The following is a 26,611-nucleotide window of genomic DNA, read 5'->3' as shown; positions in this document are numbered from 1 at the left end:
TGGAAAAACTTATTAATCATTACCAGCCCTGGCATTTATAAATAACAACTTACTTTACTAACTTAATCTTATGAGCCAGAACTTATTACTACATTTACATAATTTAATTGATAGTTAATTAATGAGATTTTATTCAATATTATAAATTTGTCTAATCAAATACTAAATAACTAAAAAACATGAATTTAATTTATATAATGTAAGTCAATACTGCTATGTCCACCTATAGAAAACCGTAGCTTTTGCATCTTAACTGAGTATTTACTGTGCCTTATGACCCTGAAGCTATAGTACCGCATAAATCAATTGAAAATCGCCAGTTTCTGGGCTTGACTTCAGAAGTAAAAAATATAATTTTATTTAAAATTACAGACTAATATTTTGCCAGCAGCAGATGAATATTATTTTGGCTAAAATAGCATAGCTCTAATTATTTTTGGAGAGGTATTTCTCCAGAAGTAGCAAGCAGAGAGAATCGACCCATCCTTACGGAAAGCCGCCTGCAAACTTCTAAGCAGAGGAAGCCGACCCTTAGACTTCTCTGTTGTTCATTTAATACGACCAGCAAAATGTAGACCTGTACACGGAACTTTGGCTAATGACACCGGATACATTCATGACCCCGGAAAAAATTTTCTTGGACGGAAAAACTTTTATTCCAGCAGAACAATTACCTATTTCGGAGTGGCCTTGTGTTGTCAGTGAAAGACCACAGCCAACCCTGACGGTAAAGGATGATGATTTATTTTTTGTAACGGATACTATCGGGAATATTTCCGGCTGTTCCCTCAACGATGGGAATCCCAGCATGGGACTATTTTGTGCTGATACGCGCTTTCTTAGTCGCTTAGAGTTGCAAGTTGAAGGGCGATCGCCTACACTCCTGAGCAGTACTGCTGAAAAAGGATTTACACTTTCGATTTTGTGTACTAACCCCAGAATTGACGAACGTCTCAAAGCTGACACTGTAGGGATTCGTCGAGAAATGGTACTCAATGGAGCGCTGTTTGAAGAAATAGAGGTATCTAACTACAGCACAACCACTGTCAGTTTTGAACTAAGTATTAGCTTTGATGCAGATTTTGTCGATTTATTTGAAGTCCGGGGTTATGGCAGAGACAAACGGGGTAGGCTTTTACGCTTAGTAGAACCAACATCTGAAGAAGGGATATCTTTTAGCGGCGATAGCGTTTTGCCTCCACAGACTCAGCCTCACACACAAAGAGAAGAATCTTTAACACTGGCCTATCAAGGTCTAGATGGCTCGGTGATGGAATCCCGTATCCTTTTCCAGCATCGGCAACCAGACTATTGCAAAGGTTACACTGCGGTTTGGCAGCTAGAGTTAGCTTCTCACGAAACCCAAAAGTTGGGTTATCGGGTCAATATGTTGACAAACAACAAATCTAGTTCTACCGTCAGTGCTGCTATTACCTTAGCGCAGGCTAAAGCCGCTGAGTTGATGGAGGAACAACACTGGGTGCAACAAATTACCCGGATTAGCTCTGATAAAAGCATCTTCAATCGAGTGATTGAACAAGCTGAGCAAGATATGTATTTGTTGCGCCAGTCTTTTGGTAAGCATAAGACTGTTTCCGCTGGAGTGCCTTGGTTTTCCACACTCTTTGGACGGGATTCGCTGATTACAGCTTCTCAAACTTTGATGTTAAACTCCCAAATCGCCAAGGAAACTTTGATTTTACTAGCGATACATCAAGGGAAAATTGACGATGAATGGCGTGAAGAAGAACCAGGTAAGATTTTGCACGAGTTGCGCTTGGGGGAAATGGCTCGTTGTCAAGAAATTCCCCATACACCTTATTACGGTACAATCGATGCCACTCCCCTGTGGTTAATGCTATATGCCGAATATTATGCTTGGACTCACGACCAAGAACTATTAGAGCTGCTTTGGCCGAATGCTTTAGCTGCAATGGAGTGGATTGACCGCAATACAAGACAAAACAGCTACCTGAGCTACTACCTTAAATCTAAACGTGGTCTTGTTAACCAAGGTTGGAAAGATTCTGGTGACTGCATTGTAGACCGCAAAGGAGAACTAGCCAATGGGCCAATTGCCCTTTGTGAGGTGCAAGCTTATGTTTATGCTGCTAAAATGCGCCTAGCAGAAATAGCTAAGATGAAGAAGCGACTTGACTTGGCAGACCGTTGGCTAGAAGAGGCCAAAAACCTCAAGGCTCGTTTTAATAGAGACTTTTGGATGCAAGACGAAGACTTTTGTGCTTTGGCTTTGGATGGAGATGGTAAGCCAGTGGAAAGTATTACATCCAATCCTGGTCATTGTCTACATTTGGGTATCTTCACACCCGAAAAAGCCTATAGCGTGGCAGAACGTCTACGTGCGCCAGATATGTTTAATGGTTGGGGCATTCGTACCTTGAGTAGTTTGTCACCTGCTTATAATCCAATGGGCTATCACATTGGTTCGGTTTGGCCACACGATAATTCTCTCATTGCGATCGGATTGCGATCGCTTGGTCTAATTGATCAAGCCTTAGAACTTTTCCAAGGTTTATTCGAGATGACGAGTTACCAACCTTATCAACGTCCTCCAGAACTTTTCTGCGGCTACGAACGTAACGGTGATAACTCCCCAGTGCAGTATCCAGTTGCCTGCACTCCCCAAGCTTGGGCTACAGGCAGTATCTTTCAACTACTGCAAATGATGGTCAACTTAGTGCCTGATGCTCAAAATAATTGCCTGCGAATTATCGACCCCGCTTTACCAGAATCAATTAATCGTTTGTCTTTCCATAACTTGCGGGTTGGCCCCACCATCCTCGATTTAGAATTCGAGCGTTCTGGTAGCACGACTGCTTGTCGCGTAGCTAAAAAACGCGGCAATCTCCGGGTAGTTATTGAAGCCTAAAACAAGTTCTGAGTTGTAAGTGCTGAGTAAAGAGATAAGAAAAAAAGAAAGAAGGTAAGATAGTTTCTCCTTCTTTCACAATAAATTTGTTAACTCTCTATGAGATTCAGATTACTGAACTCTTAGTGTCGGAGTTAACTAATTCTAAAATTAGTGCTGCCTTATGGATTCAAAAAAACTCTTTTAAACAAACTTTAAAACGAATGTTTTTCAAGCTTTAATTTTCATCTCTGTGAAAGATGAAAGCATAGTTTTTCTCAATCACAAAACTATTGAGGTGGCTGCTGAGTAACGTTTGTTTCAGTCGCCGTCTAAAATCACCCACTGGAAATATCTTTATTGAATTGTGAAATTAATTTTTTAAGCTTCCTCTTGATTTTCTCTCTTATGTCCTGGTGAAGCTTCATAAAGAGCATCCAGTTGTTGACGGGCATCATCAACGTTGATGGAACGCATCACTAACAACGGCTCTTTAATTAAATTGCCTGCGTTATCCAATAACTCTGGATGAGGTATAAACTGTTTTCTTGATGAGAGATAGCTAAAGTTGCCTTGATTAGACATTGCCGAGGATTTAGTTGGGTAAGTCCGCTCTCGGTCAAAACTAAACATAATCAGGTTACGGATTAGGTTAGCAACAGCTATAAATGCAAGGATAGTAAAAGCAAGAATGTAAAGTAGGTGTAACATCGGATTTTCCTCCAGGGCAGCAATTTTTAAAACTTTTAAAACTTTATTTTGTAACGCTTTGCTTTGCCGAGACTGTGACTCACAGCTAAGACAAATACTCAGTACACTTTTTGCTGTGCGCTTCTTTTTATAAGGAGTAAACTGTCAACCGTTATTTTAATTACGGTAGCATAGGATACATTATTTTGTTAATCGAGATAATGTTAAGACAATGTTAAGGATTTTCTACTATTTCTTGCAGCTCATGTGCTGCCTTGCTTTAGCTAAGCAGTCTGTCAAAGTTTTGCAGATGCAAAAGTTTAACTTCAGACTTCACGTGAGCGATAGAAACGCATTGACACGTCCCAACATTCTGTTACTAATTGATGCCAAGGCATTAAAGTTGCCATGTCAATCCCGACTTGGCGATCAGTCGCAGTAAATAGCATTTTTGCTGTGTTCAGTTCATTCTGTGCTTGCTTAACTCGTAAGAGCAAATCTGATTGATCTTGATGACTCATAAATGAGAGTTGCTCAGATTCTAGCAAGTCGCGCGATCGCGTAAACCAAAACTGAAAATCATCCAGCAGGGGTTCTAAAACTGTTTTCAGCAACTCAGTCCCTGGTAAATTTGAGTCTGGCATAAATTAGAAGAATATTTCCAACTTTCTTACTAATATTAACGTTATTTACTCTTCTTAACAATTCTCCCATATTAATCACAAATATGTGAGAAAACCAAAAAGTTTTGTAACGAATAATACAGATTTTATTATATAGTCCTGACATTGGGTTTGCATAGTTCCCCTGGGAGAAATGTCTATACATCTATAGAGATAAATAACTGAGCGCTGACTATACTATTTTCTTAGGGTTAAAGAGCTTATTAAGTAAGCTTTTTGAGTATTGAATGTGGCTCTATTGCCGCGACTATCCTTTACCAGTTGCAATCAAAGATAGTTTATAGTTTAGCGATTGGCTTTACCACTGCCCTTTGGGCGATCGCGGCGAATTGGCAATAAAGTTTGTCTGCATCCCCTATGCAAATTAATTCAGCACCTGATAGATAAAGATAAACTGACAGAAATCAAAGCCGTTATAGTTGAATAAGCATATACATCATCAAATAAATCAACTTTTGTAATCACTTCGCCAATGGTTCAGCAGCCAATGTCGCCACAATTCTCATCAAATCAGTCAGAGCAGTCAGCACAACCTGAAAAAATGTATTTACCGCGTACCAGCGAATCGGAGAATTTAAAAAAGATTCGCCATACCGCTTCCCACGTGATGGCAATGGCAGTACAAAAGCTGTTTCCCAAGGCACAAGTTACAATTGGCCCCTGGATTGAAAACGGTTTTTATTACGACTTTGACAATCCAGAACCATTTAACGAGACTGATCTCAAAGCCATCCAGAAAGAGATGGTAAAAATTATCAATCGCAAACTGCCAGTGATTCGGGAAGAAGTCAGTCGCGAAGAAGCCGAACGCCGCATTCAAGAAATTAAGGAACCTTACAAGCTAGAAATCCTAGCCGATATTAAACAGGAACCAATCACGATTTACCACCTGGGGAATGAATGGTGGGATTTGTGTGCTGGGCCTCATGTGGAAAACACCAAAGAATTAAACCCGAAAGCCATTGAACTAGAAAGCGTTGCCGGCGCTTATTGGCGTGGAGATGAAACCAAGGCGCAGCTACAACGCATTTATGCCACCGCCTGGGAAAGCCCAGAACAACTTGCTGAGTACAAGCGGCGCAAAGAAGAAGCTTTGCGTCGAGATCATCGCAAACTCGGTAAAGAACTGGGATTATTTATATTTTCTGATTTAGTAGGGCCAGGATTTCCTTTGTGGACGCCAAAGGGTACTCTTTTACGGAGTACTTTGGAAGACTTCCTTAAGCAAGAACAGTTAAAACGGGGTTATCTGCCTGTAGTGACTCCCCATGTTGCTAAAGTCGATTTATTTAAAAAATCTGGACACTGGCAGAAATATAAAGAAGATATGTTTCCTTTGATGGCGGATGACGAGGAAGCCGCTGCCAAAGAAGAGGGCTTTGTCCTTAAGCCGATGAACTGTCCCTTCCATATCCAAATATATCAAAGCGAGTTGCGCTCTTATCGGGAACTACCGATGCGACTGGCAGAATTTGGCACAGTTTACCGTTACGAACAGTCAGGAGAATTGGGTGGTTTAACGCGAGTGCGCGGTTTCACTGTAGATGATTCTCACTTGTTCGTTACTCCAGAACAACTTGACAACGAATTCCTCAATGTAGTGGATTTGATTTTGTCGGTGTTCAATAAACTGCAACTGAAAAACTTTAAAGCTAGACTTAGTTTCCGCGATCCAGCGAGTGATAAGTACATCGGTTCTGATGAAGTTTGGGATAAAGCTGAAGGTGCGATTCGTCGTGCAGTGGAACAGTTGGGAATGGAACATTTTGAGGGAATTGGCGAAGCGGCATTTTATGGGCCAAAACTCGACTTTATCTTCAGTGATGCCTTAGAACGGGAATGGCAGTTAGGAACTGTGCAGGTAGATTACAACTTGCCAGAACGCTTTGAGTTGGAGTACGTCGCTGAAGATGGTTCACGCAAACGTCCAGTAATGATTCACCGTGCGCCTTTTGGTTCGCTAGAACGGCTAATTGGAATTTTAATTGAAGAATACGCTGGGGATTTCCCTTTATGGTTAGCGCCAGTACAAGCCAGATTGCTACCAGTGGGTGAAACACAACTGGATTTTGCCAAAGATATAGTAACAAAGATGCAAGCATTTGGTATCCGTGCAGAAGTCGATACCAGCGGTGATCGTTTGGGTAAACAGATTCGCAATGCTGAAAAAGAAAAAATACCAGTAATGGCAATTGTAGGAGCTAAAGAAGTTGAAACCAACGCCTTGAGTATTCGTACTCGCGCCTCTGGTGAGTTAGGAGCTATACCTGTGGATGAGGTAGTGGATAAGTTGAAAGGAGCGATCGCTAACTTCGAGAACTTCTAGCAATAAGTGGGGTGGGCCTTGCTACCCCACAGATCCTACTATCATCAGATAGTTTTAAAATTTTTCTATTAATTAAGCGTCTTAGCTACTGTTGATTATATGAATTAACTTTAGGCTATTTAGTATTATAAAATACAAAATTTTGATGAGGTGAAGCCTCATTTTATATTATCATTCGTTTAAATGTAGAAAGCGCTTAGATTGGTCGGGTACTTTTAATATCATTTTATAAAAACTTTACGTAATCTTTTTATTTTTAACAGAAGTATTTCATATTTCACTTAAGTTATGTTTTAGACTAAACGTCAAGCAGATGCATTTCTTGTGCGATCGCTCTTGGTAATGCTTCAAAATATCTAAAGCTTATTGTGCAGATATAGAGTCCTATTGAACATATAGACTCACATGGAAATTAATACTAAATAAGCGCTCGTTTTAATAAGAAAAGTGGGCCTTGCTGATTGAGAATATGAATTTGATGAATTTGTATTACCCAGAAACACAGAGAGTAAGAATTGAGAATATCTGATTTTTGCATTTAATATCTCAATTCATCAATGCAGCAAAGGTAAAGGTAAATTTCTATTTATTTTGCATAATTATGCTTAACACAAATAATTATCAAAACGATAAAAATAACAAAATATTGTTAGTAATTGCCATAATTTTGTCACTAATATTCTTTTTAGAATTGGCGCTCAGAGCTTATTCCTTTTATATTGAGGCTTTAGCTAATTCTCAAGGGGAAAGAAATGTGCCAGATTTCTCCAATAGTTTTGTCAAACTAAGAATAGGTATAGAATATTTTGGTCTAAATATTATTTATATTATCTGGCTAGTAATAAATAAACAAGGACAAATATATATAAATTTTACAAAAATACTAAAAAACACTTCATTTTTTTTGTTAATTGCCTTTATAAGTTATCCAGTAACTGGTGATATTAACTTATATGTACATTATGGGTTAATGGATTTAAATAAAATCAACCCTTTTCTTAATGCTGCAAATACATTTACCTCAAGCTTATCTCCATTTCTTGCCTGGAAACAGACTTCAACTTATGGGCCTATATCGCAACTATTTTTCATGTTTTCCGCTTATTTCACTACAATTAGTCCAAGCTTAGGAATTTATGTATTTAAATTGCTATGTCTTGTATTTCACATAATAAATTCTTATTTGATATGGCAGTATTTAAAAATATCTCCATATAGAAGTAATGTTACAATTGCATATATAATAAGTCCATTTATGTTATATGAGCAAGTTACAAATGCACACATTGATGTCTTTATTTCCACAGTTTTAATTATTTTAATAATCTGTCTTAAAAAGCGTAGTTATATAGCTGCAATTATTGCAGGTTGGATTGGCTTTTTAATTAAAACATTACCAATTATTTGGTTACCTCTAATTTTTGTTTATTTAATTAAGCAACAGCGTTGGAAAAGTTTATTTATTGCTCTTTCTGTCTCTGTAGCTATAGTCATAGCAGCTGATCTTACAGTTTTACCTACAGTCGAGTCTTGGGAAAGCCTATTGAATCCTGGGGTTAAAGAAAGAGTAATTAATTCAATATATGCCTTAGTTACGCAAGTACTAAGTTTAAAACATCTGAACCTTCCTATAAGTTTACAAAAGTTCGTATTCTCGATATTTAAAACTATAATGTTTAGTATATTTGTAGTTTCTTATATTATCATTCTTACTAAACCATATTTTAAAAAAAATTATGATGAAACTAATCTTAGTCTAAATCTAGGATGGATTACCTTAATATTATTTATATTAGCTACTCCTTGGTATTGTTCTTGGTACTCCTCTGTTCTTTTAGCAGTAGTAGCTTTAAACATACATTCAAAACGATTTGCCATTACCAGCATCATATTATGCCTTACAAATCCTCTTACTTTAAATTTGCCACTTTTAAAACTTCTAACGGTTGTACCGGCCTTAGTAGTAATTCTATTTTGGTTTGTGCGTGATATCCAAACTCAAAAAAAATCGTTGACGAATTGAATCAATAAATTACTGAGTTGCAAATGAATATAATTAAGAATTACACACGAGTTACGGAATAACGAACTGCAGAGGCGCAGCTGAAAGTTCTGACGCTCAGAACTTTCCAAAACAGAGTATACGAAAAAATGACAGTTTGAGAGATATTTTGCGTAACTCCTGATAATATTGAACAAATCAATCATTTACATGGGATGCTGGTTGATTGATTAGTGAGTATTTGAAGATGTCTGTTGTTTCTGGTGTCACTGTTACCGTTCCTGGTACAACTGCTAATTTAGGGCCTGGTTTTGACTGCATCGGTGCGGCGTTAAAGCTTTACAACAAGTTCAAGTTTACTCGTCTAGAAGAGGGTGGGTTAATTATTAATGTCACTGGTACAGAAGCTGAACGAGTACAAACTGATGAGAGCAATCTGCTCTACCAAGCATTTGTAAATTTCTATCAACATATAGAGCAGACACCGCCAGCAGTGAAAATAGAAATTCAGCTGGGTGTGCCATTAGCACGAGGTTTAGGTAGTTCAGCTACAGCAATTGTGGGTGGGTTGGTTGCTGCTAATCAGCTGGCGGGTGCGCCTCTGTCTCAGTTGCAGGTGATGGAGTTAGCGATCGCAACGGAAGGCCATCCTGATAATGTAGTTCCTGCTTTATTGGGGGGATGCCGTCTCGCTGCTAGCAGTGGCGGAGGTTGGGAAATTTGTGATGTTCCCTGGCATGGGGATGTTGTAGCGATAGTGGCTATTCCTGATTTTGAACTTTCCACTCAAGAAGCACGGCGCGTTCTTCCAACTGAGGTGAGTCGTGCAGATGCCATTTTTAACACTGCACATCTAGGATTGTTGTTGCGTGGATTGGAAACTGGTAAGGGAGAATGGTTAAGGGCTGCTTTGCAAGATAGATTGCATCAGCCTTATCGCAAAGTCCTAATTCCTGGTTACGATGCTGTGAATATAGCAGCTGTTACTGCTGGTGCTTATGGCATGGTAATTAGTGGTGCAGGGCCGACACTGTTAGCTTTGGCGGATAAATTGCACTCAGAGGCAGTGGAAACAGCGATTTCCACTGCTTGGAAAGAAGAAGGAATTACAGCTGAAGTGCGATCGCTTTCTTTAGATACCCAAGGCGCAGTCAGCTAGAAGAGGAGGGGGAGAGGGGGAGATAGGGAGAGGGGGGAACAATTAAAAATTACTAACCCATTCCCCCACTCCTCCACTCCCCCACTCCTCCACTCCCCCACTCCTCCACTCCCCCACACAGGACTCAAATACATGGAGCAAATCCAGACTGAAATAGCGGCGCTTAACTCTCAAATACAGGTTCTACAGCAAGAACGCGCTGCGCTCTCTATTAATAATGTAGTATCTAGCGAGAATCATTCACCCTTAGCAATGGTTGAAGTTTACCGTCGCCATGCCAGGGAAAATCCCCAATTGTCTGCTGAACTCAAGGGCATTGATGATGCGATCGCAGCTCTAGAAGTGCAGCTACACCAAAAACAAGCTGAATTAGAGTGTTGCCAAATTGAACCAAAACAACTTACTCAACAGCAGCAGCTAGATGAGGCAAAAAGAGTGGCTCAGATTCATGCTGAACGCGTTAATCAACTCGCAGCAGAACTATCAAAAGAAATCCGCAGCCTGAAAGCTTGTGCTGATCAACTTAGTCCCATCTATTGGCAGGTGTATTACAAACCTTTTATTACTGGCTTCAAAACCATATCAGTTCCCTATGTCCGATCAGATGGGGAAGTTTGGACAATTGTCAACCGGATTGTGTGAAATATGAGCTAATACTCCTCTACCCAATGTTTGACCCAAGCTCAAGCAAGACTATAACTGAAGACGGTGGCGTTAGCCGCCGTTTTTTGTTGACTTAGCAAAAGTTTACATTTAGAATGGACTTTGGAAGGAGTTCTTGAGTATTTATTACTATAGAAATCTAAAATTTAATCTTTTAGGGATAAATAACCTTAACAAAAGTACGAATTCCTTAATATAATGTAATCAAAAGAAAAAACGTAAATTAATTGTCAGCAGTGATGAATGATATTGAACTTCCTTGGCTAACGGCCATAATTCTCTTGCCCTTGGTGGCTGCCTTAGCCATCCCCTTAATCCCAGACAAAGAAGGTAAAACCGTTCGGTGGTATGGTTTGGGAGTAGCGATCGCCGACTTTGCATTAATGATTTATGCTTTTTGGTATCACTACGACTTCCAAAACTCAACATTCCAACTTGTAGAAAACTATCCTTGGGTACCACAGTTAGGTTTGAATTGGTCTGTAGCGGTTGATGGTTTATCGATGCCGCTAATACTCCTAACAGGCTTAATTAATACTCTCGCAATCTTCGCGGCTTGGAAAGTTACCAACAAGCCGCGATTATTTTATGGTTTGATGTTAGCGATGTACACCGCCCAGCTAGGCGTGTTTCTCGCTCAGGATATGCTGTTGTTCTTCCTAATGTGGGAAATCGAGTTAGTACCCGTTTACTTGCTGATTTCCATTTGGGGAGGGCCAAAGCGCCGCTATGCAGCAACTAAATTTATTATCTATACTGCGGCTGCATCTATATTTATATTGATAGCTGGTTTTGCAATGGCATTCTCTGGAGATACCATCACCTTCGACATGGCGGCTCTGGGAATGAAGCAATATCCGAAAGCCTTTGAATTATTAGTTTATGCAGGTTTATTAATTGCTTTCGGAGTAAAGCTGCCAATTTTCCCCTTGCACACTTGGCTACCTGATGCTCACGGTGAAGCATCAGCACCTGGCTCGATGATTTTGGCTGGGGTATTGCTCAAAATGGGTGGTTATGCTCTCATCCGCTTCAACGTTGAGATGTTGCCCAATGCTCATGTTTACTTCGCACCAGTGCTGGCGATTTTAGGTGTAGTGAATATCGTCTATGGTGCTTGCTGTGCTTTTGCTCAAACCAATCTCAAACGCCGCTTGGCTTACTCTTCAATTGCCCACATGGGGTTTGTGTTAATTGGTATTGCTTCTTATACAGAATTGGGAATCAGTGGCGCGGTGCTACAGATGGTTTCTCACGGTTTGATTGCTGCTAGCTTGTTCTTCCTGTCAGGCGTAACTTACGAACGCACCCACACCTTGATGATGGATAAAATGGGTGGGATGGCGAAAGTAATGCCTAGAACCTTTGCTCTGTTTACCGTTGGTTCAATGGCTTCTCTAGCTTTACCAGGAATGAGTGGCTTTGTCGGTGAGTTGATGGTATTTCTCGGTATCGCCACCAGTGATGTTTACAGTTCCAGTTTCAAAATTGTAGTCCTCCTGTTGTCAGCGGTTGGTGTGATTTTGACTCCAATTTACTTACTGTCGATGCTGCGCCAAGTATTCTACGGCAACCAAAGTGAAGAGTTACACTTGGATGCTGTAATCTCTGATGTTAAACCACGCGAACTGTTTATCACTGCTTGTTTGCTACTTCCAATCATCGGTATCGGCTTTTATCCCAAGTTGGCAACGCAGACTTATGATGTGAAAGCAGTAGAATTAGCAACTCATGCTCGTCAAGTTCTACCAGTTGTAGCTCATCAGCAACCATCAAGTCTCTACTCGCGTATTTTTACAGCGCCAACATTGGCCACTTCTGAAGTTGAAAGTTTAGTTAATATTGCTCAGTAAATATACTTCTCAGGAAGTATGCTGAAAGTAGATTTTAATAAGAGGGGAATATAGGGATGGTTTCGTAACCATCCCTAAAATTTTGGCATTCTCAAGCAAGTGAATATCCAGCTTTACCAACTTCTAGTCGAACAACGTTAGCAGGAACCACACCTGTGGGAGGAGGTAAAAACATTCCCCCATTAGTCACAACATATATCGCAGTGCGATCGCCCTCGCTTTGACCAAAAGCCACTGCTGTGCTACCAATTACACCTGACTCAGCTTGAGCAATGATAGTAGTACTGCGATCGGGTGCAATTTTTACTACACTATTGTAAATGTGCGTTGCTCCATAAAGGTTGCCTTCCACATCAAAGGCAAAGTCATCAATATTAGTTTGCTCAACAAAAATTTCCGGCTCACCTGGATTATTAGCGGTATCAACAGGAATCCGCAACAGCAACATTTTTTCCGTATTTGAAACGTAGAGGAAATCACCAAAACGCTTCAAGCCATTTGCAGCTGGAAACACGCTCTCAGAACTGCTACGAGCAAGCATTGGATGTTCTAACCAAATTGATCCACGGCGTTGAGCAACATCAATTAGCCAGATTGCACCGCGATAGGAATCTGCTGCCAAATACTGAGTGCCAGAAAGTGGGGTGATGCCATTAAGAAATATAGCATCTGGTAGTGTCAGCAAGGTTTCCACCGTGCCATCACTTTTAACTAGAGAAACCACAGGTATAGAATCAGCATTCCAGCCTGTTGCCACCAGATCGCCGTTGGTAGTGAAAGCAAGACCACTTACTTTGCCTTCAACAGTGGCATGAATTTGCTGATTGCCATCTGGGGTAATGCGAACAATCTCGCCAACTTCGTGATTGGTTACAAAAATTGTGCAATCTGGTGCGTAGACGTAGCCCGCCGCAGGTATCGCTAGATTTTCCAAAAAAGTATTGACTGGGAACGAGGTAATAATTTTAGCAGGTGCTAATTCAATCGGCTTATCTGCGTAAATAGACGGTAAACCTGCGGAATTTCCCATATTAACCTACCGCACTCCCCTAAAAATTTATTTTCCCAAAGAGATATCTTACGAGACAGGTGAAGTCTCCACAGAACAACTATGGCTACTAACTTACCTGTAGACACAGAAATTATACCAGTGGTTTTGCAATTACAACCTGCGATCGCCATGACTGACGATCAGTTTTATGAGTTTTATCAGATCAACCGCGACTTTCGCATCGAACGCAATGCTGCTGGAAAATTAGTGATTATGCCCCCTAATGGTTGCGAAACTGATGAACGCAACTTTAACTTAGTTGGGCAGTTGTGGGTATGGACAAAGCAAGATGGTACAGGTGTAGGGTTTGGTTCCAGTGGTGGGTTTACTTTGCCGAATGGTGCGGTGCGATCACCAGATGCAGCGTGGATAAAACGCGATCGCTGGGAAGAAATACCGCCATAACTGCGAAAAAAGTTTGCCCCGATTTCTCCTGACTTTGTGGTAGTGTGATGTATTTTAAATTGGCTATGGTTACTCAGTTAGACCAAAGCTGTAAAGAAATTTCAACTTTAGCTAAAAACTTTTAAAATTCTCTAGACTCTCCAGTCGGGTAGAGAGTCTAGGATAAATTCAAGGCGACTCTTAGGCAGAAATCAAATATTTTTGTATCTTGACAGATGCGCCCTAGTCATCCAGCTTGATCTGGCAAAGTTGTTCATTCTATCCCGTAAATCTATGACTCTGACACTCACAGTTCCCAACATGGCTTGTTCTGCTTGTGCAAACACCATTACCAAAACACTTCAAGCAGTTGATGCCAACGCCACTATTCAGGCTGATCCTACAACCAAGCTTGTCAGTGTAGAAACTCAAGCATCAGAAACAGCAGTTAAGGAAGCATTGGCTGCTGCTGGCTATCCAGTTGTCTGAAGAAAGGGGGCTGGGGACTAGGTACTGGGGACTGGGGACTGGGAGATGTTGAGGTTTTGAAGTGAATGAACGAGTCCCTAATCCCTAACCCCTAATCCCTAATCCCTAATTCCTAATCCCCAATCCCTAATTCCCAGTATGGATAATCTTACACTCAAACTCCGAGGCATGAGCTGTGCTGCTTGCGCCAATAATGTTGAAAAAGCGATTCGCTCAGTTCCAGGGGTGATTGACTGCAACGTTAACTTTGGAGCAGAACAAGCCACTATTAATTACGATCGCCAGCGAACCAATTTGGAGAAAATCCAAGCTGCTATCGACGCTGCGGGTTACTCGTCTTCACTCCAGGAAGACATACTTACTAGAGAAGATGATGTTGAAAAAGGCAGTAGGCTGTCAGAACAACGTCAACTCACCCTTAAGGTAGTGGTTGGGGGTATAATCAGCTTTTTCTTGTTTTTCGGGTCATTGCCGATGATGACAGGGCTGCACTTGTCCCTGATTCCAGAATTTCTACATAATCCTTGGCTACAGTTAGTGCTGACAACACCCGTTGAGTTCTGGTGTGGTGGCTCTTTTTACCGCAATGCTTGGAAAGCTTTTAAACGGCATACTGCGACGATGGATACGCTGATTACTTTGGGTACAAGTGCAGCATATCTATATTCTTTGTTTGTTACTGTTTTCCCTGGATTTTTTATTGCTCAGGGCTTGATGCCTCATGTTTATTATGAAGTTGCAGCAATTGTCATTACTTTAATTTTGCTAGGACGGTTGTTGGAAAATCGCGCTAAAGGACAGACTTCTGAAGCCATCCGCAAACTCATTGGACTGCAAGCCAGAGATGCCAGAGTCATTCGTAATGGTGTGGAAATGGATGTTCCCATTGCCGAAGTTAGAGTCAATGATGTGATTTTGGTGCGTCCTGGTGAGAAGATTCCGGTTGATGGGGAAGTGATTGCAGGTGCTTCGACGGTAGATGAAGCGATGGTGACAGGTGAAAGTCTGCCAGTTAAGAAGCAACCAGGAGATGAGGTGATTGGGGCAACGATTAACAAAACTGGTAGTTTTGAGTTTCGGGTGACACGAGTTGGAAAAGATACGTTTTTAGCTCAAATAGTTAAATTAGTACAACAGGCACAAGGTTCTAAAGCCCCAATTCAACGCTTGGCAGATCAAATTACAGGATGGTTTGTACCAGCTGTAATTGCGATCGCGATCGCCACTTTCGTTATTTGGTTTATTTTTACAGGCAACTTTACCTTAGCAACAATCACAACGGTGGGTGTACTGATTATCGCCTGTCCCTGTGCTTTGGGTTTAGCGACTCCCACTTCTGTAATGGTGGGGACGGGTAAAGGTGCAGAAAATGGCATTTTGATTAAAGGCGCTCAAAGCTTAGAACTGGCACACAAAATCCAAACTATTGTCTTAGATAAAACTGGAACTCTGACTCAGGGGAAACCCACGGTTACAGATTTTGTAACTGTTAACGGCACTGCTAATGCTAATGAAATCCAGCTTTTACAATTGGCTGCAACGGTAGAACGCAATTCTGAGCATCCTTTAGCAGAGGCAGTTGTCAGATATGCCAAATCTCAAGAAGTGAAATTAATAGAGGCAAAGAACTTTGAGGCTAATGCAGGTAGTGGTGTACAAGGCATAGTTGCTGAACGCCTTGTACAAATTGGCACACAACGCTGGTTAACAGAACTCGGAATTAACACCATTGCTCTCCAGCAGTATCAAGAGACTTGGGAGGCTGCTGGTAAAACAGTCATTTGGATTGCTGTAGATGGTCAAATACAAGGAATAATGGGAATTGCCGATGCCCTAAAACCATCATCAGCAGCAGCAGTTAAAGCACTACAAAAGTTAGGTTTAGAAGTAGTCATGTTGACTGGAGATAATCGCCAAACTGCGGAGGCGATCGCGGCTCAAGTCGGTATCAAGCACATCTTTGCCGAAGTGCGACCAGATCAGAAGGCGGCGATTATTCAATCTCTGCAACAAGGGGGGCTGGGTATTAGGGACTGGGAGGACAAGGGAAAGATACAAAGAAGAATTCTTGAACAGCTCTCTCCTTTATCTCCTAGTACCCAATCCCCAGTACCCAATCCCCAGCGATGCACTGAGCTTGTCGAAGTGTACCCAATCCCCAGCGATGCACTGAGCTTGTCGAAGTGTACCCAATCCCTTGTTGCAATGGTAGGTGATGGCATTAATGATGCACCAGCACTAGCACAGGCAGATGTAGGGATTGCTATTGGTACAGGAACAGATGTGGCGATCGCAGCTAGCGATATCACTCTAATTTCTGGAGACTTGCAGGCAATAGTCACAGCTATTCAACTCAGCCACGCCACCATCAACAACATTAGGCAAAATCTCTTTTTTGCGTTTATTTACAACGTTATTGGTATTCCTATTGCGGCTGGAATTCTGTTCCCTTTCTCTGGCTGGCTGCTTAATCCCATCATCGCTGGGGCTGCGATGGCTCTTTCTTCGCTTTCTGTTGTCACGAATGCCCTAAGATTGCGTAACTTTCAACCAAAAGTTAGTTCCTAATTGCAGAGGACTTTAGCAAATGTTCAGCAAAAAAACGTTTTGGGCAAATCTAGCTAGTTTAGTGCTTCTAGCTGGAACATCAGGTGTAGCAGTAGCAGAAATGCCGAGTTCCCCATCGGACAACCCTAGCCAATTTCAGCATATAGAGCAACCTTTGCGGATGAAAGTTGGTGTTGCGATCGCGGGCTTAACCTTAATTGGATTAGAACTATGGTGGTTTCTCTTATATAAAAGTCCTGAATCTTAGACCAATACAGAGGTTTGCAGTTTTCTTATTCTTTCTTATCACTCAACATTCAGTATTGATTGCTATTTTTGGATGATCGGACAAATTGTATTTTCCTGCTGACCACGCATATTCTTCCAGCCTGAAAGTAATCCTTCTATCTCAGAACGTAAGGTTACCAACTGATCAATTTGGCGGTCAATTTGCAATAATTTATCTTCCAGCTTTTCTTTAATTTCACCACAAGGAGGTTGTCCTTGGTCATAAACCTGAAGTATGGCTCTAATTTCATCCAGGCTAAGACCAAGGTTTTGCGCTCTTTTAATGAAAGCTAGACGAGTAAGTACATCTGAAGAAAACTGGCGAAAGCCCCCCTCTGTTCGGCCTGATGATTTAAGCAAACCTAAGCTTTCATAGTAGCGAATTGTCCTAATAGGAATTCCGCTCAAACTTGTTACCTGACCAATCAAAAGTAGTTTACTATCCTGAGTTAACACGGCAGATTTCCCAAATTCTGTAATTATTATTACATATTTTTCTCTTTGCTAACTTTCCATAAGAATAGCAAAACTTAGCCTCAGTATTTGAAATTTATCTTTAATAAGAGACTTCACTATGTTTTCATTTTGCAAATGTCTATTATTAATGGATATTAGCTTTTATAAAATATTCTTTTACTAAGAAAATGTAACTTTTTTTAAGCTCTTATTCCAAAAATTATATTTTTAATCTAGTTAAGGTTTTGTGGCAATGTCTTTTACAGTACTGAAAGTAACTGTTTTATGAAAATTCCTATGTTACTTCTAGATTAACCGCTTCACTTCAAGCGAAATCCTAAAAATGAACGTTAACTCGCAGAATTTTAGCTCAAATCGTAAACCTAAAAATTTTAATAACCCAGAGCGTTTTATTGAGGGATGGTATTGGGTAATTACCTCTCAAAATCTGCGGGTGGGTGAGGTCAAACCTGTCACAATTTTAGGCAGGAAACTAGTAATTTACCGTGGTAAAGACAAAAGGGCAGTTACCTTAGATGCCTATTGTCCCCATATGGGCGCTCACCTTGCTGAAGGTAAGGTTGAAGGTAATGAATTGCGTTGTTTTTTCCACCACTGGAAGTTTGATTCTGAAGGGATTTGTGTTGATATTCCATGTTTAGATGAGCCGCTTCCCATTAAGTTAAAAACTTGGCCCACAGCTGAGAAGTACGGAATGATTTGGGTTTGGACTGGAGAAATTCCCCAACAACCTATACCCTTTGTTCCAGAGTGGGAAGAAAAGGATTGTGATATAACTTTTGGCCCACGTTTACTGCTGAAATGTCACCCTAACGTGGTAATGATTAATGCCATTGATGCTCAACACTTTAATACAGTTCACAAACTATCATCAGAAGTTGTATTTGAAAAACAGGAATTGGAGCAAAATGCTATTATCTTTAGAAATAGTACACGTGGTAAAAACCAATCTTTTTTCATCAAAGTTATCCATCCTTTCTACAAAAATACTGTTACTTACACTATTTGTTACTGGTATGGTAGCACCGCTATATTAACAATTAATTCTGATTATCTCCATTTAAATATCATGTTTCCCCTACGCTTAATTAAAGGAGGAAAATCTGAATCTCAACCCCTATTAATGATTAAAAAACGTAAAGGACTTTTAGGTTGGTTATATAATCAGTTTGTGTTATTACTGACTAAAATTGTCGGTCAATACTTTTTTGTAGGTGACAGCAAGATTTTTCAGACAATTCGATTTGATTTGAAAACTCCGATTAAGGCAGATCAATCAATTATGCAGTTGATCACCCATGTTGAAAGACAGAAACCTTTGATGTGGGGTACTTGGCAAGAAGTGCGATCGCAACAAGCAGAAAGCAAGCCCAAGCGTGAGAGATGGCAAGATAATATGGTTAATGACTAATAATAAGTTAAAAGTTGAAAGTAATTTGATGAGACTTTTAACTTTTAACTTGTTTTTTTTAAACTACCCTTTTTATAAAAAGAAGTGGCAAAGCCACTTCGTAATTCCCAGGTAGAACCTAAAGTTGAGTATAACCACTATACAAATTTAAAATAGTATAAATTGACACTAAATTTCTTAGATAACGCTATTTTATTGATTCTCATCTGGCAAATAACTGTATATTTACTAAACCTCATGATTGCAATGTAGACTCAATATTATCTAATTCATTACTTAGATATGCTAGTTGAGCCTCTTCTTCAAGAAGTTGCTGTTCTAACTGAAATTTAATTGCTGTACCAGCCTCGATTGCCAAATCTGACCGCATCCGCTTTATCTTTTGGCTGCGGATGTCCGATTCTGCTTGAAGTGCGTCTAGTTTTTGCTGTAGTCGCCGCTGCTGACCAGTAGTTAAGTTAGTAGCAGGTGGAGTAGTTTCAAAGGTTGCTGTTTCACCTGCTAAGAATTTACTCCCACCTGCGTAATAGCAAAGTGGAAAGTTATCACCCAAATCCAGCACTTTGTTGACAAACGGGTGTTGCGGCCCCGAAGCTCTTTTAGGTACTTGGTCAAATAAGTAAACTAAAACATCAAGAATACGTGCATAGCCATCTTTATTTACTGCTGCTTTACCTTGCAAAGCGTCCAACAAGCAATCTGTGAAAGCACTGTAGGGTTGACCCGTGTAAGAATATTCGTCTTCTCGCGAAGAAGCAACTACAACTTGACCGCTTCCCGTTGCTAACACATTTAACAGTTCTGGAGGTAAGGGTGATTTAACAAATGTTTCCCCTGGTTCCTTCAAACCTGGAACGCCACTTGCATGACAGCAATCTAATAAAACTACCAGTTTACGCGCTGTAATTGCTTCAATTTTTTGGGTAAATTCTACACCTGAGATAGCTGTGTCTGCGCGTTGGCTAGGGTCATAGCCATAAGGGACAAGGAAGTATTCATTAGTACGTCTATTGCATCCACCGTGACCAGAGTAGTAAATGATGACAGTTGCATCAGGATTTTGATTGACTTGAGTGATGATTTGGTCAAAAGCTGCAAGGATATTTTGCCGAGTTGCAGAGGTTTCGGTTAGTAGTGTGACTTGTTCTGGTGGATAGGCGGCGCGATTTGGGTCAATTAGCACATCTTGTAGAGCAGTTGCATCTTTGACAGTCACAGGTAAATCTGCACCTACGCCTATAAGTAATGCATAACCATTGGTAAAAGTTTGGTTTGTCATACGGTGGGTGAGGAATGCGATCGCCTTTTATACTGTATAACTTGTGCAGAGGTCACGCGCTTTACCTAGCTTGTGTACTTATTTAAACAGATTATTTCATAGTTTCTTCTTGCGAGATAATTATTTGATTAGCTGGTAGAGGTTGAAGCCTTACGAACATTATGCTTCCGCCAGTAATTACTAAGCCTATTACTGCTGGAACAAACGGCACCCAAACACCTGAGATTAATAGACCTAAGCAGACTAAATACAGAACTGCGATCGCTATTCCGCCTGCCAAGGCGAGATAGAGTAGATGCTGAAACCGCCATGCTAGCAACCCCCCGGCCAGAGACCAGCCCCAAATCCAGACAACCTCAACCCACAGTGACCAAACCTGCAACAAAGGACGCTTATCTAGAACGGCGCTGAGGATTTGGCTAACCATGTGTGCATCTACCAGCACTCCTGATATTTCTTTGTTTAATTGAGTTCTATTAGACTTATCTAACTGCTTGGAAGAATCTCCTTTTGCCACCACACCAATCAGAACAATCCGGTCTTTGATAGCGCTAGGGTTAACTGAACTCGATAGAAACTGCGTTAACGTTATCTGTTCAGCTACCTGCTTTGAGGAACGGTAGTTAAGTAATATTTGACCGCCATTAGCATCAATACCTTGATAGCCACTAGCACGAGAATTGAGAGTCGGTAAAATAGTATTACCAAGCTGCAAATTTCCTTGTGGGGTGAATTTTGGTTCAATTCCTAAAGGTTGCAAATAGAGTGAGGCAAGCTGTAGGCTGAGCGAATAGGAAGCAGGACATAATGATGTAGCTTCCTGGTTCATGAATAGGAGTTGCCGACGTACAACACCATCATGATCGTAAATAAAATCGTTGAATCCTAAATTTTCGTTTGAGATTTCTGGTGGTGGCTCATTACCTTTAGTGTTTGCTGTTGTAAGACTCCCCTGACATACTCCAATTAAGTTATCAGTCTGCTGAAGACGAGTAATTAAATCTTGCTGTTCGGCAGGAAAATCACGAGAGACATCTAGACCGATCGCGCGGGGTTGGTATTGATTCAGTTTTGCTAGTAGTTTATTGAGAGATTTGTCAGAGATGGAAGCTCCTTTTAAAATCTCGCCATTTTGTCGTTGATTTGCTATGTCATTATCATCAATTGTTACTATTAGCAAGCGAGGATCAGTTCCCTCGTTGGGACGCGATCGCATCATCTGGTCAAAGGCTAAAATTTCTGTACTTTGCAGTATTCCCAACCATCTAATTCCTGCAACTAAACCTGTTATAAGCAAACTTATAAAAATTAGTCTGCTAAAGTTAAATTTACTAGATGGAGTTTCGCGATTGTTAATTAACTTTTGTCTACTTGATACTTGGCTACTAAATGTTTTAATAATTGAAGTCGGAGTTTTTTGTTTTTTCGACGTGCTAATGCCATTTATAGAATGCCCTGTTATTTTGATAATTTCTTTGGGAATGAGTAAATCTATTCCAGCAAACTGGATTTTATTTTGATAAATAGGAACTTTTGCAAACTGAGTTGTTGCGCTTTCTAAATCACCACGGATAAAGCTTGCTATTCCACGGGTGTATATTAATAATGACTCAAATTCTGCTAATGGTTCGGCAACTGTCTCTACTAATGAGGCAAATCGTAATAGTTCTGCTTTTTCTTGATTTTGGTTCAAGTTTGATAAAGTCAATGCTAGTTCGCGAGCTGCTTCACTAGGAAGTACATAAGCTAACGCAGTCCATCGTTGAGCTTGGGCAAGGTCTTGAATATCAGGATCGTCGTTACAAAGTTGTGGGTGGATGTAATCGAGTAGAAAGTTAGCCAGTTCATTAAATCGCTGCTTACCAAAATCTGGATCTTCCTTCAAGGATTTAAGCAGTTGCTTTCGTATTGCTAAATCCATCTCGTAGAGTTCATGCCCAACTTCGTCACATAGGCTAGAAAGCAGTAGATCCGATACACCTACCCAAGGAATACCTAGCGCTTGGCCCTGAATATCCCGCTGAAAATTAGCCCACAAACGATATAATAAATCGGGTGTGAGCGCTAAGGGAAAAGCCGCATGATAAGCCAAATATAAGTGAGCTTTTCCGAAACGTTTTTTAAAAGACTCAATTCGTCGGTTAGCCATTTCAGGTTTTATTTTACTCATTTTATCCGCTCCTGAAAGCTCGCAGAGCGTCCGCGCAAGACATCAATTGCGTTCTGCATACCTCGGCGGTTGACTTCATACATCGGAATTAAATGGGCAATTTCTCCAGCTGTAGTGCCAAGCCAACGCGATCGCGGCATTGGATTGAGCCATGCAATATAGCGAACATATTGCTTGAGTTGTTTCACAAATACCCCAGTTAAATCAATACGTTCTGGATTAAAATCACCACGAGCAGCACCCGCATCACTAAAGATAAGTACAACAGTTCGTTCTTGACGCAATTGCCCTAAAACATTTTGAATCAGTTCAGCTTGTTGATGATGAGGGTCTTGGTAAAGATATTCTACTGGACAGTTATGAAAGTAATAGATATTGGATCTTCCTAAGCGTCCTCCTCGAAGAGCAGTTTCTACCAATCGTTGTGATAAGGAATGAAACGGCACCATCGAGCCATCTTGGTCAATCAGTAATAACAGTTCAGTTCGGTTCACCCGATGCGGTACGATTACAGGTTCTAGAAAAGTGCCTTGATGTCCAATTTGTTTAATTGTTGCTTCCACATCCAATTCAGTTGGCACTCCTTCCCGGATCATCCGGCGCAAGTGCCGCCACATCTGCTTCATCTGCCGTTGAGTTACAGGTAGGTAGTCGAAAGAAAGAAGAAATTGGTTATAAGAAGTTTGGTCGTTCCTGCTGGTTGCTTGCAAAACTACCTGAGCGACTTGCACTTCATCTTCAATTACTTGAGTCAAATTTAAAGAGATATCTGAAGTGGGTGTACCTGTAGTTACTTGGAGAAGGGAGTTATCATCACTGGCTCTTTGTTTAGATAGTCGCTGAGTAAGCCATCTAATAATTGTATATATAGTAGTTAAGACAGATCCGGAAGCTAACCCTACTGCAACTACTTGAAAACCTAGAGTTATAAATAGGGCGATCGCTTTCCAATTATTCTGGCTTTGGGTTTGATTTGTCTTTGGTGTTGAAGTGGGATTAGGATTAGTCTCTGGAGTTGGAGTTGGATTGTTTGATTCAGGCGTTTGAAATTGAATCGCTGAATTTTTGGGAGTCTGATTTTGATTTCTGCTTGTTATCCCCCAAATAATTCCAGCTCCTATAATACAAGCTCCTGCTAAAGCTAGATAGCGAGTTATTTGAGAAAGCTGACGCTGCCGAGTTGTCATGGCCAATATTGGCGAGGTTGCCAAGATAGTCTTACTGCCAATCACTTGCTCAAAATGATACTCAAATAACTGCATTTCCTCTGTAGATTTAATCCACAAAGTTTGACACAAACGCTTCAAAGCAGCTTGGTCATTAATTCCAAAGCCAGCTTGCATGGCTTGCAAAACTAACTGATACTCGTCAATACCGAGTGGCAAACCAGCCTCACGCAGTTTAGTAAAGAGTTCCAGTAGAGGCAAATCATTCACGTCCACGGCTTTGTCTCAAATAACGGATATGGTCATCCCAACTTTTAAGCAACACACCGCCAAATGGAATTTTGCCATCCAGTTTTGCTAAAGCCTCATCTTGGGGATAGCGACGCAGGACGCGAAACCAGTCAATTAATTCGCTGGTGCTTACCTTTTTACCTGCCTCCCCTTTATCTTTTCGCATTTCTTCTCGCAGTAGTAAGAAGCGAACTATGGCTTTGTCTACCAAAGGTTGGGGTGAAGTGGGAAACAGAGCGTTAATAATTTGTATCAACCGCTCACGACTGGGAAATTCAACATAATGAAATAAGCACCGACGCAAGAAAGCATCTGGTAAATCTTTTTCATCATTGCTCGTAATCAAAACGATTGGTGCTGCCTTGGCTTCAATCTCCTGACCTGTTTCCTCAACAACAAACCTTCGTTCATCTAATTCCAATAGCAGGTCGTTGGGAAAGTCAATATCAGCTTTATCAATTTCATCAATTAGTACAACGGTGCGATTTTCTTGCTGAAATGCCCGTCCTAAAGGCCCCCAGCGTACATAAGCTGTTGGGTTATCGATTCGCTGGATTTGTTCTGCTGTCAAGCGACCAGAAGCAGCTAGCTGGGCATCTCGCAATCGTCCAACGGCATCGTAGTTATATAAACCATCTTTTGCCCTGCTGGTAGACTTGACATACCAAGCTTCTAAATTCAAACCCAGATCGTAAGCAACTGCACTTGCTAGCAGAGTTTTACCGCATCCTGGTTCTCCCTTTAGCAATAATGGTCGTTCCAAGTAAATAGCCAAGTTGACTGCTTCAACCAGTTCAGGATTAGGCAAATAGGGATTTAATAACTGTCCATTTGCCCCTTTTTCTCCTACTTTGGGCTGTCTTTTACCTGTATATTCCAAGAATTGTCTGCCTACAACCTCAGCCATTTTTCCTCTTCTTCATACCAATTACAGCCAGAGAGGTGACAAATTTCTCCCAAGGCGGGTTCTGGTATGCCATTATCACTGTTTTTCAGTATGGTTTGTACTGTTTCATCTAACTGGTCTATTAGTTTAGTAGGTAGTTCGTCCGCTGCATACTCTAACCAGTTGGTTAATTCATCTTCAGAAAATTCGGTAATCTCAGGCAGTTTCACAGGGTTATCTGGCTTCCAGGTTGAGTCAAGCCGTTCTACAAAAGGAAGACTCCAATTACCTACACAGCCCTCATAATCAATAAGGAACATTAATAACTTAAATTGACTAGCTGACAGAGTAGCTTCCTGGACTTTAGTTGCTAATGGTAACCAGAATTCCTGAATTAGTTCGTGCAGAAAAGTTTGCGAAAGGCAATCTACATCGTAAAAAATTAACAGAACATTCTGAGTTCGCCACCATTGATAAACTCGTTCGGCAATTTCAGGGATTGAGCTTTGCCTACCTAGACCAACCCTACCACCAAGTTCACGCCATAAAGCAGCGCTATCGCTCCTCCGAGCAATACGACTGAGTTCAATTCGTATAATCTTTCCCGTCATAATGTGGGGAAGATGTTGTACTACTAACCGATTCAATAACCAGCGTTGACCATAGTAAAGTGAACCGTGAATCAGAAAGGCTCCTATTGAATGAGTCTCGATTAACCGTCGGAATGCTCGCGCTTGCTCTCGATAACCCAGCTTTAACAAAGCACGATACACTCGTCCGCTAGATAAAGCACGTTCCAATTCATCCAATTGCTGAGCTAATTCGTTGAATTCAGCTTCAGTTTGTTCAATTTGCTTTTCTAGTTGGAAGTGAATGAGAGTATCTGTGGCGATCGCATAATCGTGCCGTAACCTTTTTAGCTTCTGAGCTACTAGGTCATAATGTTCTTGTAATGCATGGCTTTTGTGCTGTAGATGCTGCTCGGAGGACATTCAATTACTTTTTGAGCCAATAATCTTTACTCAAGACGAATATCCAGGTTGACGCAGTAATCTGGTTAATTACGTTACGTTTCATTAGCTGAAACATAATTTGTCGCTAGATACAACTTATATAATTTCTTCTATCAGAAATTTACCAGTTCCAGAACTAAGTATAAAAATGTCGTCTCTAAAGTTCGCCTTTATCCAGCAGCTTACCACTACTAACTTGGATTAAGTACAACGATTACTTCTGCTAGCCTGATTCCCAAAGGTTTCCAGTGGGGATTGCTGGAGGAAAAAGTGCTGTCTCCAGACACTGCTCGATAATCATTAGGATATTTCTCAGCAGCGTTTGGTGCTGCATTTACTCGCAAGATGAGTTTCCCCTGATAGCGAGATAATCGGCTAGTCTCTAATAAAATAGTGCCACCGTAGTCCCACGCCAATCCGAAAAGTTTAAAGTTGCCTAATTTCTGGCGTAACTCGCTCAATGGCGTTCCGATACCAATACCTTCGCGGGTTTTCCATGCAGAACCCAGGTTACGCACATCTAGCGGTTTAGTACGAGTTTTATCAGTCCAAACTACTAAGAGCGATCGCCCTTGATTTAAATTTACCTGTGTGGCTGCAAAACTACCTATTCCTTCAGCACCTGAAATGGTTTTATCAACGAGGCGGGATGCACCGAATAGCTTTACTAAATCTTGCTTGCCGGTGTTGCGTGTTATCGGCCCAACTCGCTCACCAGGAATAATTAAGGTATCTGTTGACGGTTGCGATTTAGCGACGGTAACGGGATGAGCGATTTTCTGTGGTAGTGCAATTGCTGGTGTAGCTAAGTAGTTCAACAGCAAAGCTAATGAAGCCGTAGTGATACATTTGATTGATGGTTTCATAAAATATGAATGAGGAGTTTTAAATTAATTCCTCCTCATTTTTAGCTT

General features: G+C 40.8%; 21 protein-coding genes and 1 pseudogene. 12 read left to right on the top strand and 10 right to left on the bottom strand.

What is annotated here, in order from left to right; all coding sequences use genetic code 11:
* Positions 1 to 598 precede the first annotated feature (598 nt).
* Positions 599 to 2,890, top strand: a complete 2,292-nt coding sequence (locus tag WKK05_RS23260) for an amylo-alpha-1,6-glucosidase (RefSeq protein WP_341525431.1) — start codon at positions 599 to 601, stop codon at positions 2,888 to 2,890.
* A 360-nt stretch (positions 2,891 to 3,250) separates the two neighbouring features.
* On the opposite strand, the gene WKK05_RS23255 is transcribed toward WKK05_RS23260, so the two are convergent.
* Together WKK05_RS23255 and WKK05_RS23250 are read right to left on the bottom strand one after the other, a co-directional pair.
* On the bottom strand, positions 3,251 to 3,580 hold the full coding sequence (locus WKK05_RS23255) for a DUF2973 domain-containing protein (protein WP_341525430.1): 330 nt from the start codon (positions 3,578 to 3,580) through the stop codon (positions 3,251 to 3,253).
* A gap of 305 nt (positions 3,581 to 3,885) precedes the next feature.
* Positions 3,886 to 4,203: a DUF2605 domain-containing protein gene (locus WKK05_RS23250; RefSeq protein WP_341525429.1), complete on the bottom strand. Its 318-nt coding sequence runs from the start codon at positions 4,201 to 4,203 to the stop codon at positions 3,886 to 3,888.
* Positions 4,204 to 4,458: 255 nt separating this feature from the next.
* Between WKK05_RS23250 and WKK05_RS23245 the strand changes: the two genes are divergently transcribed.
* The 6 genes from WKK05_RS23245 (at position 4,459) to WKK05_RS23220 (ending at position 12,245) form a co-directional block, all read left to right on the top strand.
* On the top strand, positions 4,459 to 4,581 hold the full coding sequence (locus tag WKK05_RS23245) for a hypothetical protein (RefSeq protein WP_341525428.1): 123 nt from the start codon (positions 4,459 to 4,461) through the stop codon (positions 4,579 to 4,581).
* A 133-nt stretch (positions 4,582 to 4,714) separates the two neighbouring features.
* Positions 4,715 to 6,568 (top strand): threonine--tRNA ligase, encoded by a 1,854-nt coding sequence (thrS, locus tag WKK05_RS23240; protein ID WP_341525427.1) that lies wholly within the window; start codon positions 4,715 to 4,717, stop codon positions 6,566 to 6,568.
* A 601-nt stretch (positions 6,569 to 7,169) separates the two neighbouring features.
* On the top strand, positions 7,170 to 8,591 hold the full coding sequence (locus WKK05_RS23235) for a hypothetical protein (RefSeq protein ID WP_341525426.1): 1,422 nt from the start codon (positions 7,170 to 7,172) through the stop codon (positions 8,589 to 8,591).
* 226 nt (positions 8,592 to 8,817) lie between these two features.
* On the top strand, positions 8,818 to 9,729 hold the full coding sequence (gene thrB, locus WKK05_RS23230) for a homoserine kinase (protein ID WP_341525425.1): 912 nt from the start codon (positions 8,818 to 8,820) through the stop codon (positions 9,727 to 9,729).
* A 132-nt stretch (positions 9,730 to 9,861) separates the two neighbouring features.
* Positions 9,862 to 10,371 carry a hypothetical protein gene (locus tag WKK05_RS23225; RefSeq protein ID WP_341525424.1) on the top strand — a complete coding sequence of 170 codons (510 nt, stop codon included), beginning with the start codon at positions 9,862 to 9,864 and terminating at the stop codon, positions 10,369 to 10,371.
* A gap of 260 nt (positions 10,372 to 10,631) precedes the next feature.
* Positions 10,632 to 12,245: an NAD(P)H-quinone oxidoreductase subunit 4 gene (locus WKK05_RS23220; RefSeq protein ID WP_341525423.1), complete on the top strand. Its 1,614-nt coding sequence runs from the start codon at positions 10,632 to 10,634 to the stop codon at positions 12,243 to 12,245.
* Between the two features lie 91 nt (positions 12,246 to 12,336).
* Here WKK05_RS23220 and WKK05_RS23215 read toward each other — a convergent pair whose 3' ends face one another.
* Positions 12,337 to 13,275 carry a gluconolactonase gene (locus WKK05_RS23215; protein WP_341525422.1) on the bottom strand — a complete coding sequence of 313 codons (939 nt, stop codon included), beginning with the start codon at positions 13,273 to 13,275 and terminating at the stop codon, positions 12,337 to 12,339.
* Positions 13,276 to 13,356: 81 nt separating this feature from the next.
* Between WKK05_RS23215 and WKK05_RS23210 the strand changes: the two are divergent.
* The 4 genes and pseudogenes from WKK05_RS23210 to WKK05_RS23195 all read left to right on the top strand — a co-directional run.
* A pseudogene (locus WKK05_RS23210) lies at positions 13,357 to 13,698 on the top strand (Uma2 family endonuclease); the annotation flags it as partial.
* A gap of 276 nt (positions 13,699 to 13,974) precedes the next feature.
* Positions 13,975 to 14,169, top strand: coding sequence for a heavy-metal-associated domain-containing protein (locus tag WKK05_RS23205; protein WP_341525421.1), 195 nt, complete (start codon positions 13,975 to 13,977; stop codon positions 14,167 to 14,169).
* Positions 14,170 to 14,307: 138 nt separating this feature from the next.
* A complete protein-coding gene (locus tag WKK05_RS23200; RefSeq protein WP_341525420.1) occupies positions 14,308 to 16,737 on the top strand; it encodes a heavy metal translocating P-type ATPase in 2,430 nt (809 codons plus the stop codon).
* Positions 16,738 to 16,756: 19 nt separating this feature from the next.
* Positions 16,757 to 16,984: a hypothetical protein gene (locus WKK05_RS23195; protein WP_341525419.1), complete on the top strand. Its 228-nt coding sequence runs from the start codon at positions 16,757 to 16,759 to the stop codon at positions 16,982 to 16,984.
* 62 nt (positions 16,985 to 17,046) lie between these two features.
* On the opposite strand, the gene WKK05_RS23190 is transcribed toward WKK05_RS23195, so the two are convergent.
* Positions 17,047 to 17,460 carry a heavy metal-responsive transcriptional regulator gene (locus WKK05_RS23190; RefSeq protein WP_341525418.1) on the bottom strand — a complete coding sequence of 138 codons (414 nt, stop codon included), beginning with the start codon at positions 17,458 to 17,460 and terminating at the stop codon, positions 17,047 to 17,049.
* A 343-nt stretch (positions 17,461 to 17,803) separates the two neighbouring features.
* Here WKK05_RS23190 and WKK05_RS23185 point away from each other — a divergent pair, with 343 nt between their 5' ends.
* Entirely contained in the window at positions 17,804 to 18,892 is a 1,089-nt protein-coding gene (locus WKK05_RS23185; RefSeq protein WP_341525417.1) for an aromatic ring-hydroxylating dioxygenase subunit alpha, read from the top strand.
* Positions 18,893 to 19,127: 235 nt separating this feature from the next.
* On the opposite strand, the gene WKK05_RS23180 is transcribed toward WKK05_RS23185, so the two are convergent.
* From WKK05_RS23180 to WKK05_RS23155, 6 genes are all read right to left on the bottom strand, one after another.
* Complete coding sequence (locus WKK05_RS23180) at positions 19,128 to 20,171, bottom strand: caspase family protein (RefSeq protein WP_341525416.1); 1,044 nt, start codon at positions 20,169 to 20,171, stop codon at positions 19,128 to 19,130.
* Positions 20,172 to 20,262: 91 nt separating this feature from the next.
* Positions 20,263 to 22,341: a CHASE2 domain-containing protein gene (locus WKK05_RS23175; protein ID WP_341525415.1), complete on the bottom strand. Its 2,079-nt coding sequence runs from the start codon at positions 22,339 to 22,341 to the stop codon at positions 20,263 to 20,265.
* A complete protein-coding gene (locus tag WKK05_RS23170; protein ID WP_341525414.1) occupies positions 22,338 to 23,783 on the bottom strand; it encodes a hypothetical protein in 1,446 nt (481 codons plus the stop codon). Before WKK05_RS23170 ends, WKK05_RS23175 begins: the two co-directional genes overlap by 4 nt.
* The gene (locus WKK05_RS23165) at positions 23,770 to 24,705 is read right to left on the bottom strand and encodes a MoxR family ATPase (protein WP_341525413.1); all 936 of its coding nucleotides are present in this window, start codon (positions 24,703 to 24,705) and stop codon (positions 23,770 to 23,772) included. The genes WKK05_RS23170 and WKK05_RS23165 overlap by 14 nt, the downstream gene beginning before the upstream one ends.
* Positions 24,690 to 25,676: a hypothetical protein gene (locus WKK05_RS23160; RefSeq protein WP_341525412.1), complete on the bottom strand. Its 987-nt coding sequence runs from the start codon at positions 25,674 to 25,676 to the stop codon at positions 24,690 to 24,692. Before WKK05_RS23160 ends, WKK05_RS23165 begins: the two co-directional genes overlap by 16 nt.
* 212 nt (positions 25,677 to 25,888) lie before the next feature.
* The gene (locus WKK05_RS23155; protein WP_341525411.1) at positions 25,889 to 26,563 is read right to left on the bottom strand and encodes a hypothetical protein; all 675 of its coding nucleotides are present in this window, start codon (positions 26,561 to 26,563) and stop codon (positions 25,889 to 25,891) included.
* Between the last annotated feature and the right edge of the window lie 48 nt (positions 26,564 to 26,611).

It is taken from the genome of Nostoc sp. UHCC 0302 (assembly GCF_038096175.1).
In the GTDB taxonomy this organism is placed as follows: Bacteria; Cyanobacteriota; Cyanobacteriia; order Cyanobacteriales; family Nostocaceae; genus UHCC-0302.
This window is presented reverse-complemented; position numbering and strand designations above follow the sequence as displayed.

Coding starts and splice junctions, on each gene's coding strand:
- WKK05_RS23160 (WP_341525412.1), bottom strand. CDS start 25,676: ATGTCCTCCGAGCAGCATCTACAGCACAAAAGCCATGCATTACAAGAA.
- thrB (WP_341525425.1), top strand. CDS start 8,818: ATGTCTGTTGTTTCTGGTGTCACTGTTACCGTTCCTGGTACAACTGCT.
- WKK05_RS23175 (WP_341525415.1), bottom strand. CDS start 22,341: ATGAGTAAAATAAAACCTGAAATGGCTAACCGACGAATTGAGTCTTTT.
- WKK05_RS23225 (WP_341525424.1), top strand. CDS start 9,862: ATGGAGCAAATCCAGACTGAAATAGCGGCGCTTAACTCTCAAATACAG.
- WKK05_RS23205 (WP_341525421.1), top strand. CDS start 13,975: ATGACTCTGACACTCACAGTTCCCAACATGGCTTGTTCTGCTTGTGCA.
- WKK05_RS23155 (WP_341525411.1), bottom strand. CDS start 26,563: ATGAAACCATCAATCAAATGTATCACTACGGCTTCATTAGCTTTGCTG.
- WKK05_RS23260 (WP_341525431.1), top strand. CDS start 599: ATGACACCGGATACATTCATGACCCCGGAAAAAATTTTCTTGGACGGA.
- WKK05_RS23215 (WP_341525422.1), bottom strand. CDS start 13,275: ATGGGAAATTCCGCAGGTTTACCGTCTATTTACGCAGATAAGCCGATT.
- WKK05_RS23220 (WP_341525423.1), top strand. CDS start 10,632: ATGAATGATATTGAACTTCCTTGGCTAACGGCCATAATTCTCTTGCCC.
- WKK05_RS23195 (WP_341525419.1), top strand. CDS start 16,757: ATGTTCAGCAAAAAAACGTTTTGGGCAAATCTAGCTAGTTTAGTGCTT.
- WKK05_RS23255 (WP_341525430.1), bottom strand. CDS start 3,580: ATGTTACACCTACTTTACATTCTTGCTTTTACTATCCTTGCATTTATA.
- WKK05_RS23235 (WP_341525426.1), top strand. CDS start 7,170: ATGCTTAACACAAATAATTATCAAAACGATAAAAATAACAAAATATTG.
- WKK05_RS23165 (WP_341525413.1), bottom strand. CDS start 24,705: ATGGCTGAGGTTGTAGGCAGACAATTCTTGGAATATACAGGTAAAAGA.
- thrS (WP_341525427.1), top strand. CDS start 4,715: ATGGTTCAGCAGCCAATGTCGCCACAATTCTCATCAAATCAGTCAGAG.
- WKK05_RS23200 (WP_341525420.1), top strand. CDS start 14,308: ATGGATAATCTTACACTCAAACTCCGAGGCATGAGCTGTGCTGCTTGC.
- WKK05_RS23250 (WP_341525429.1), bottom strand. CDS start 4,203: ATGCCAGACTCAAATTTACCAGGGACTGAGTTGCTGAAAACAGTTTTA.
- WKK05_RS23180 (WP_341525416.1), bottom strand. CDS start 20,171: ATGACAAACCAAACTTTTACCAATGGTTATGCATTACTTATAGGCGTA.
- WKK05_RS23185 (WP_341525417.1), top strand. CDS start 17,804: ATGAACGTTAACTCGCAGAATTTTAGCTCAAATCGTAAACCTAAAAAT.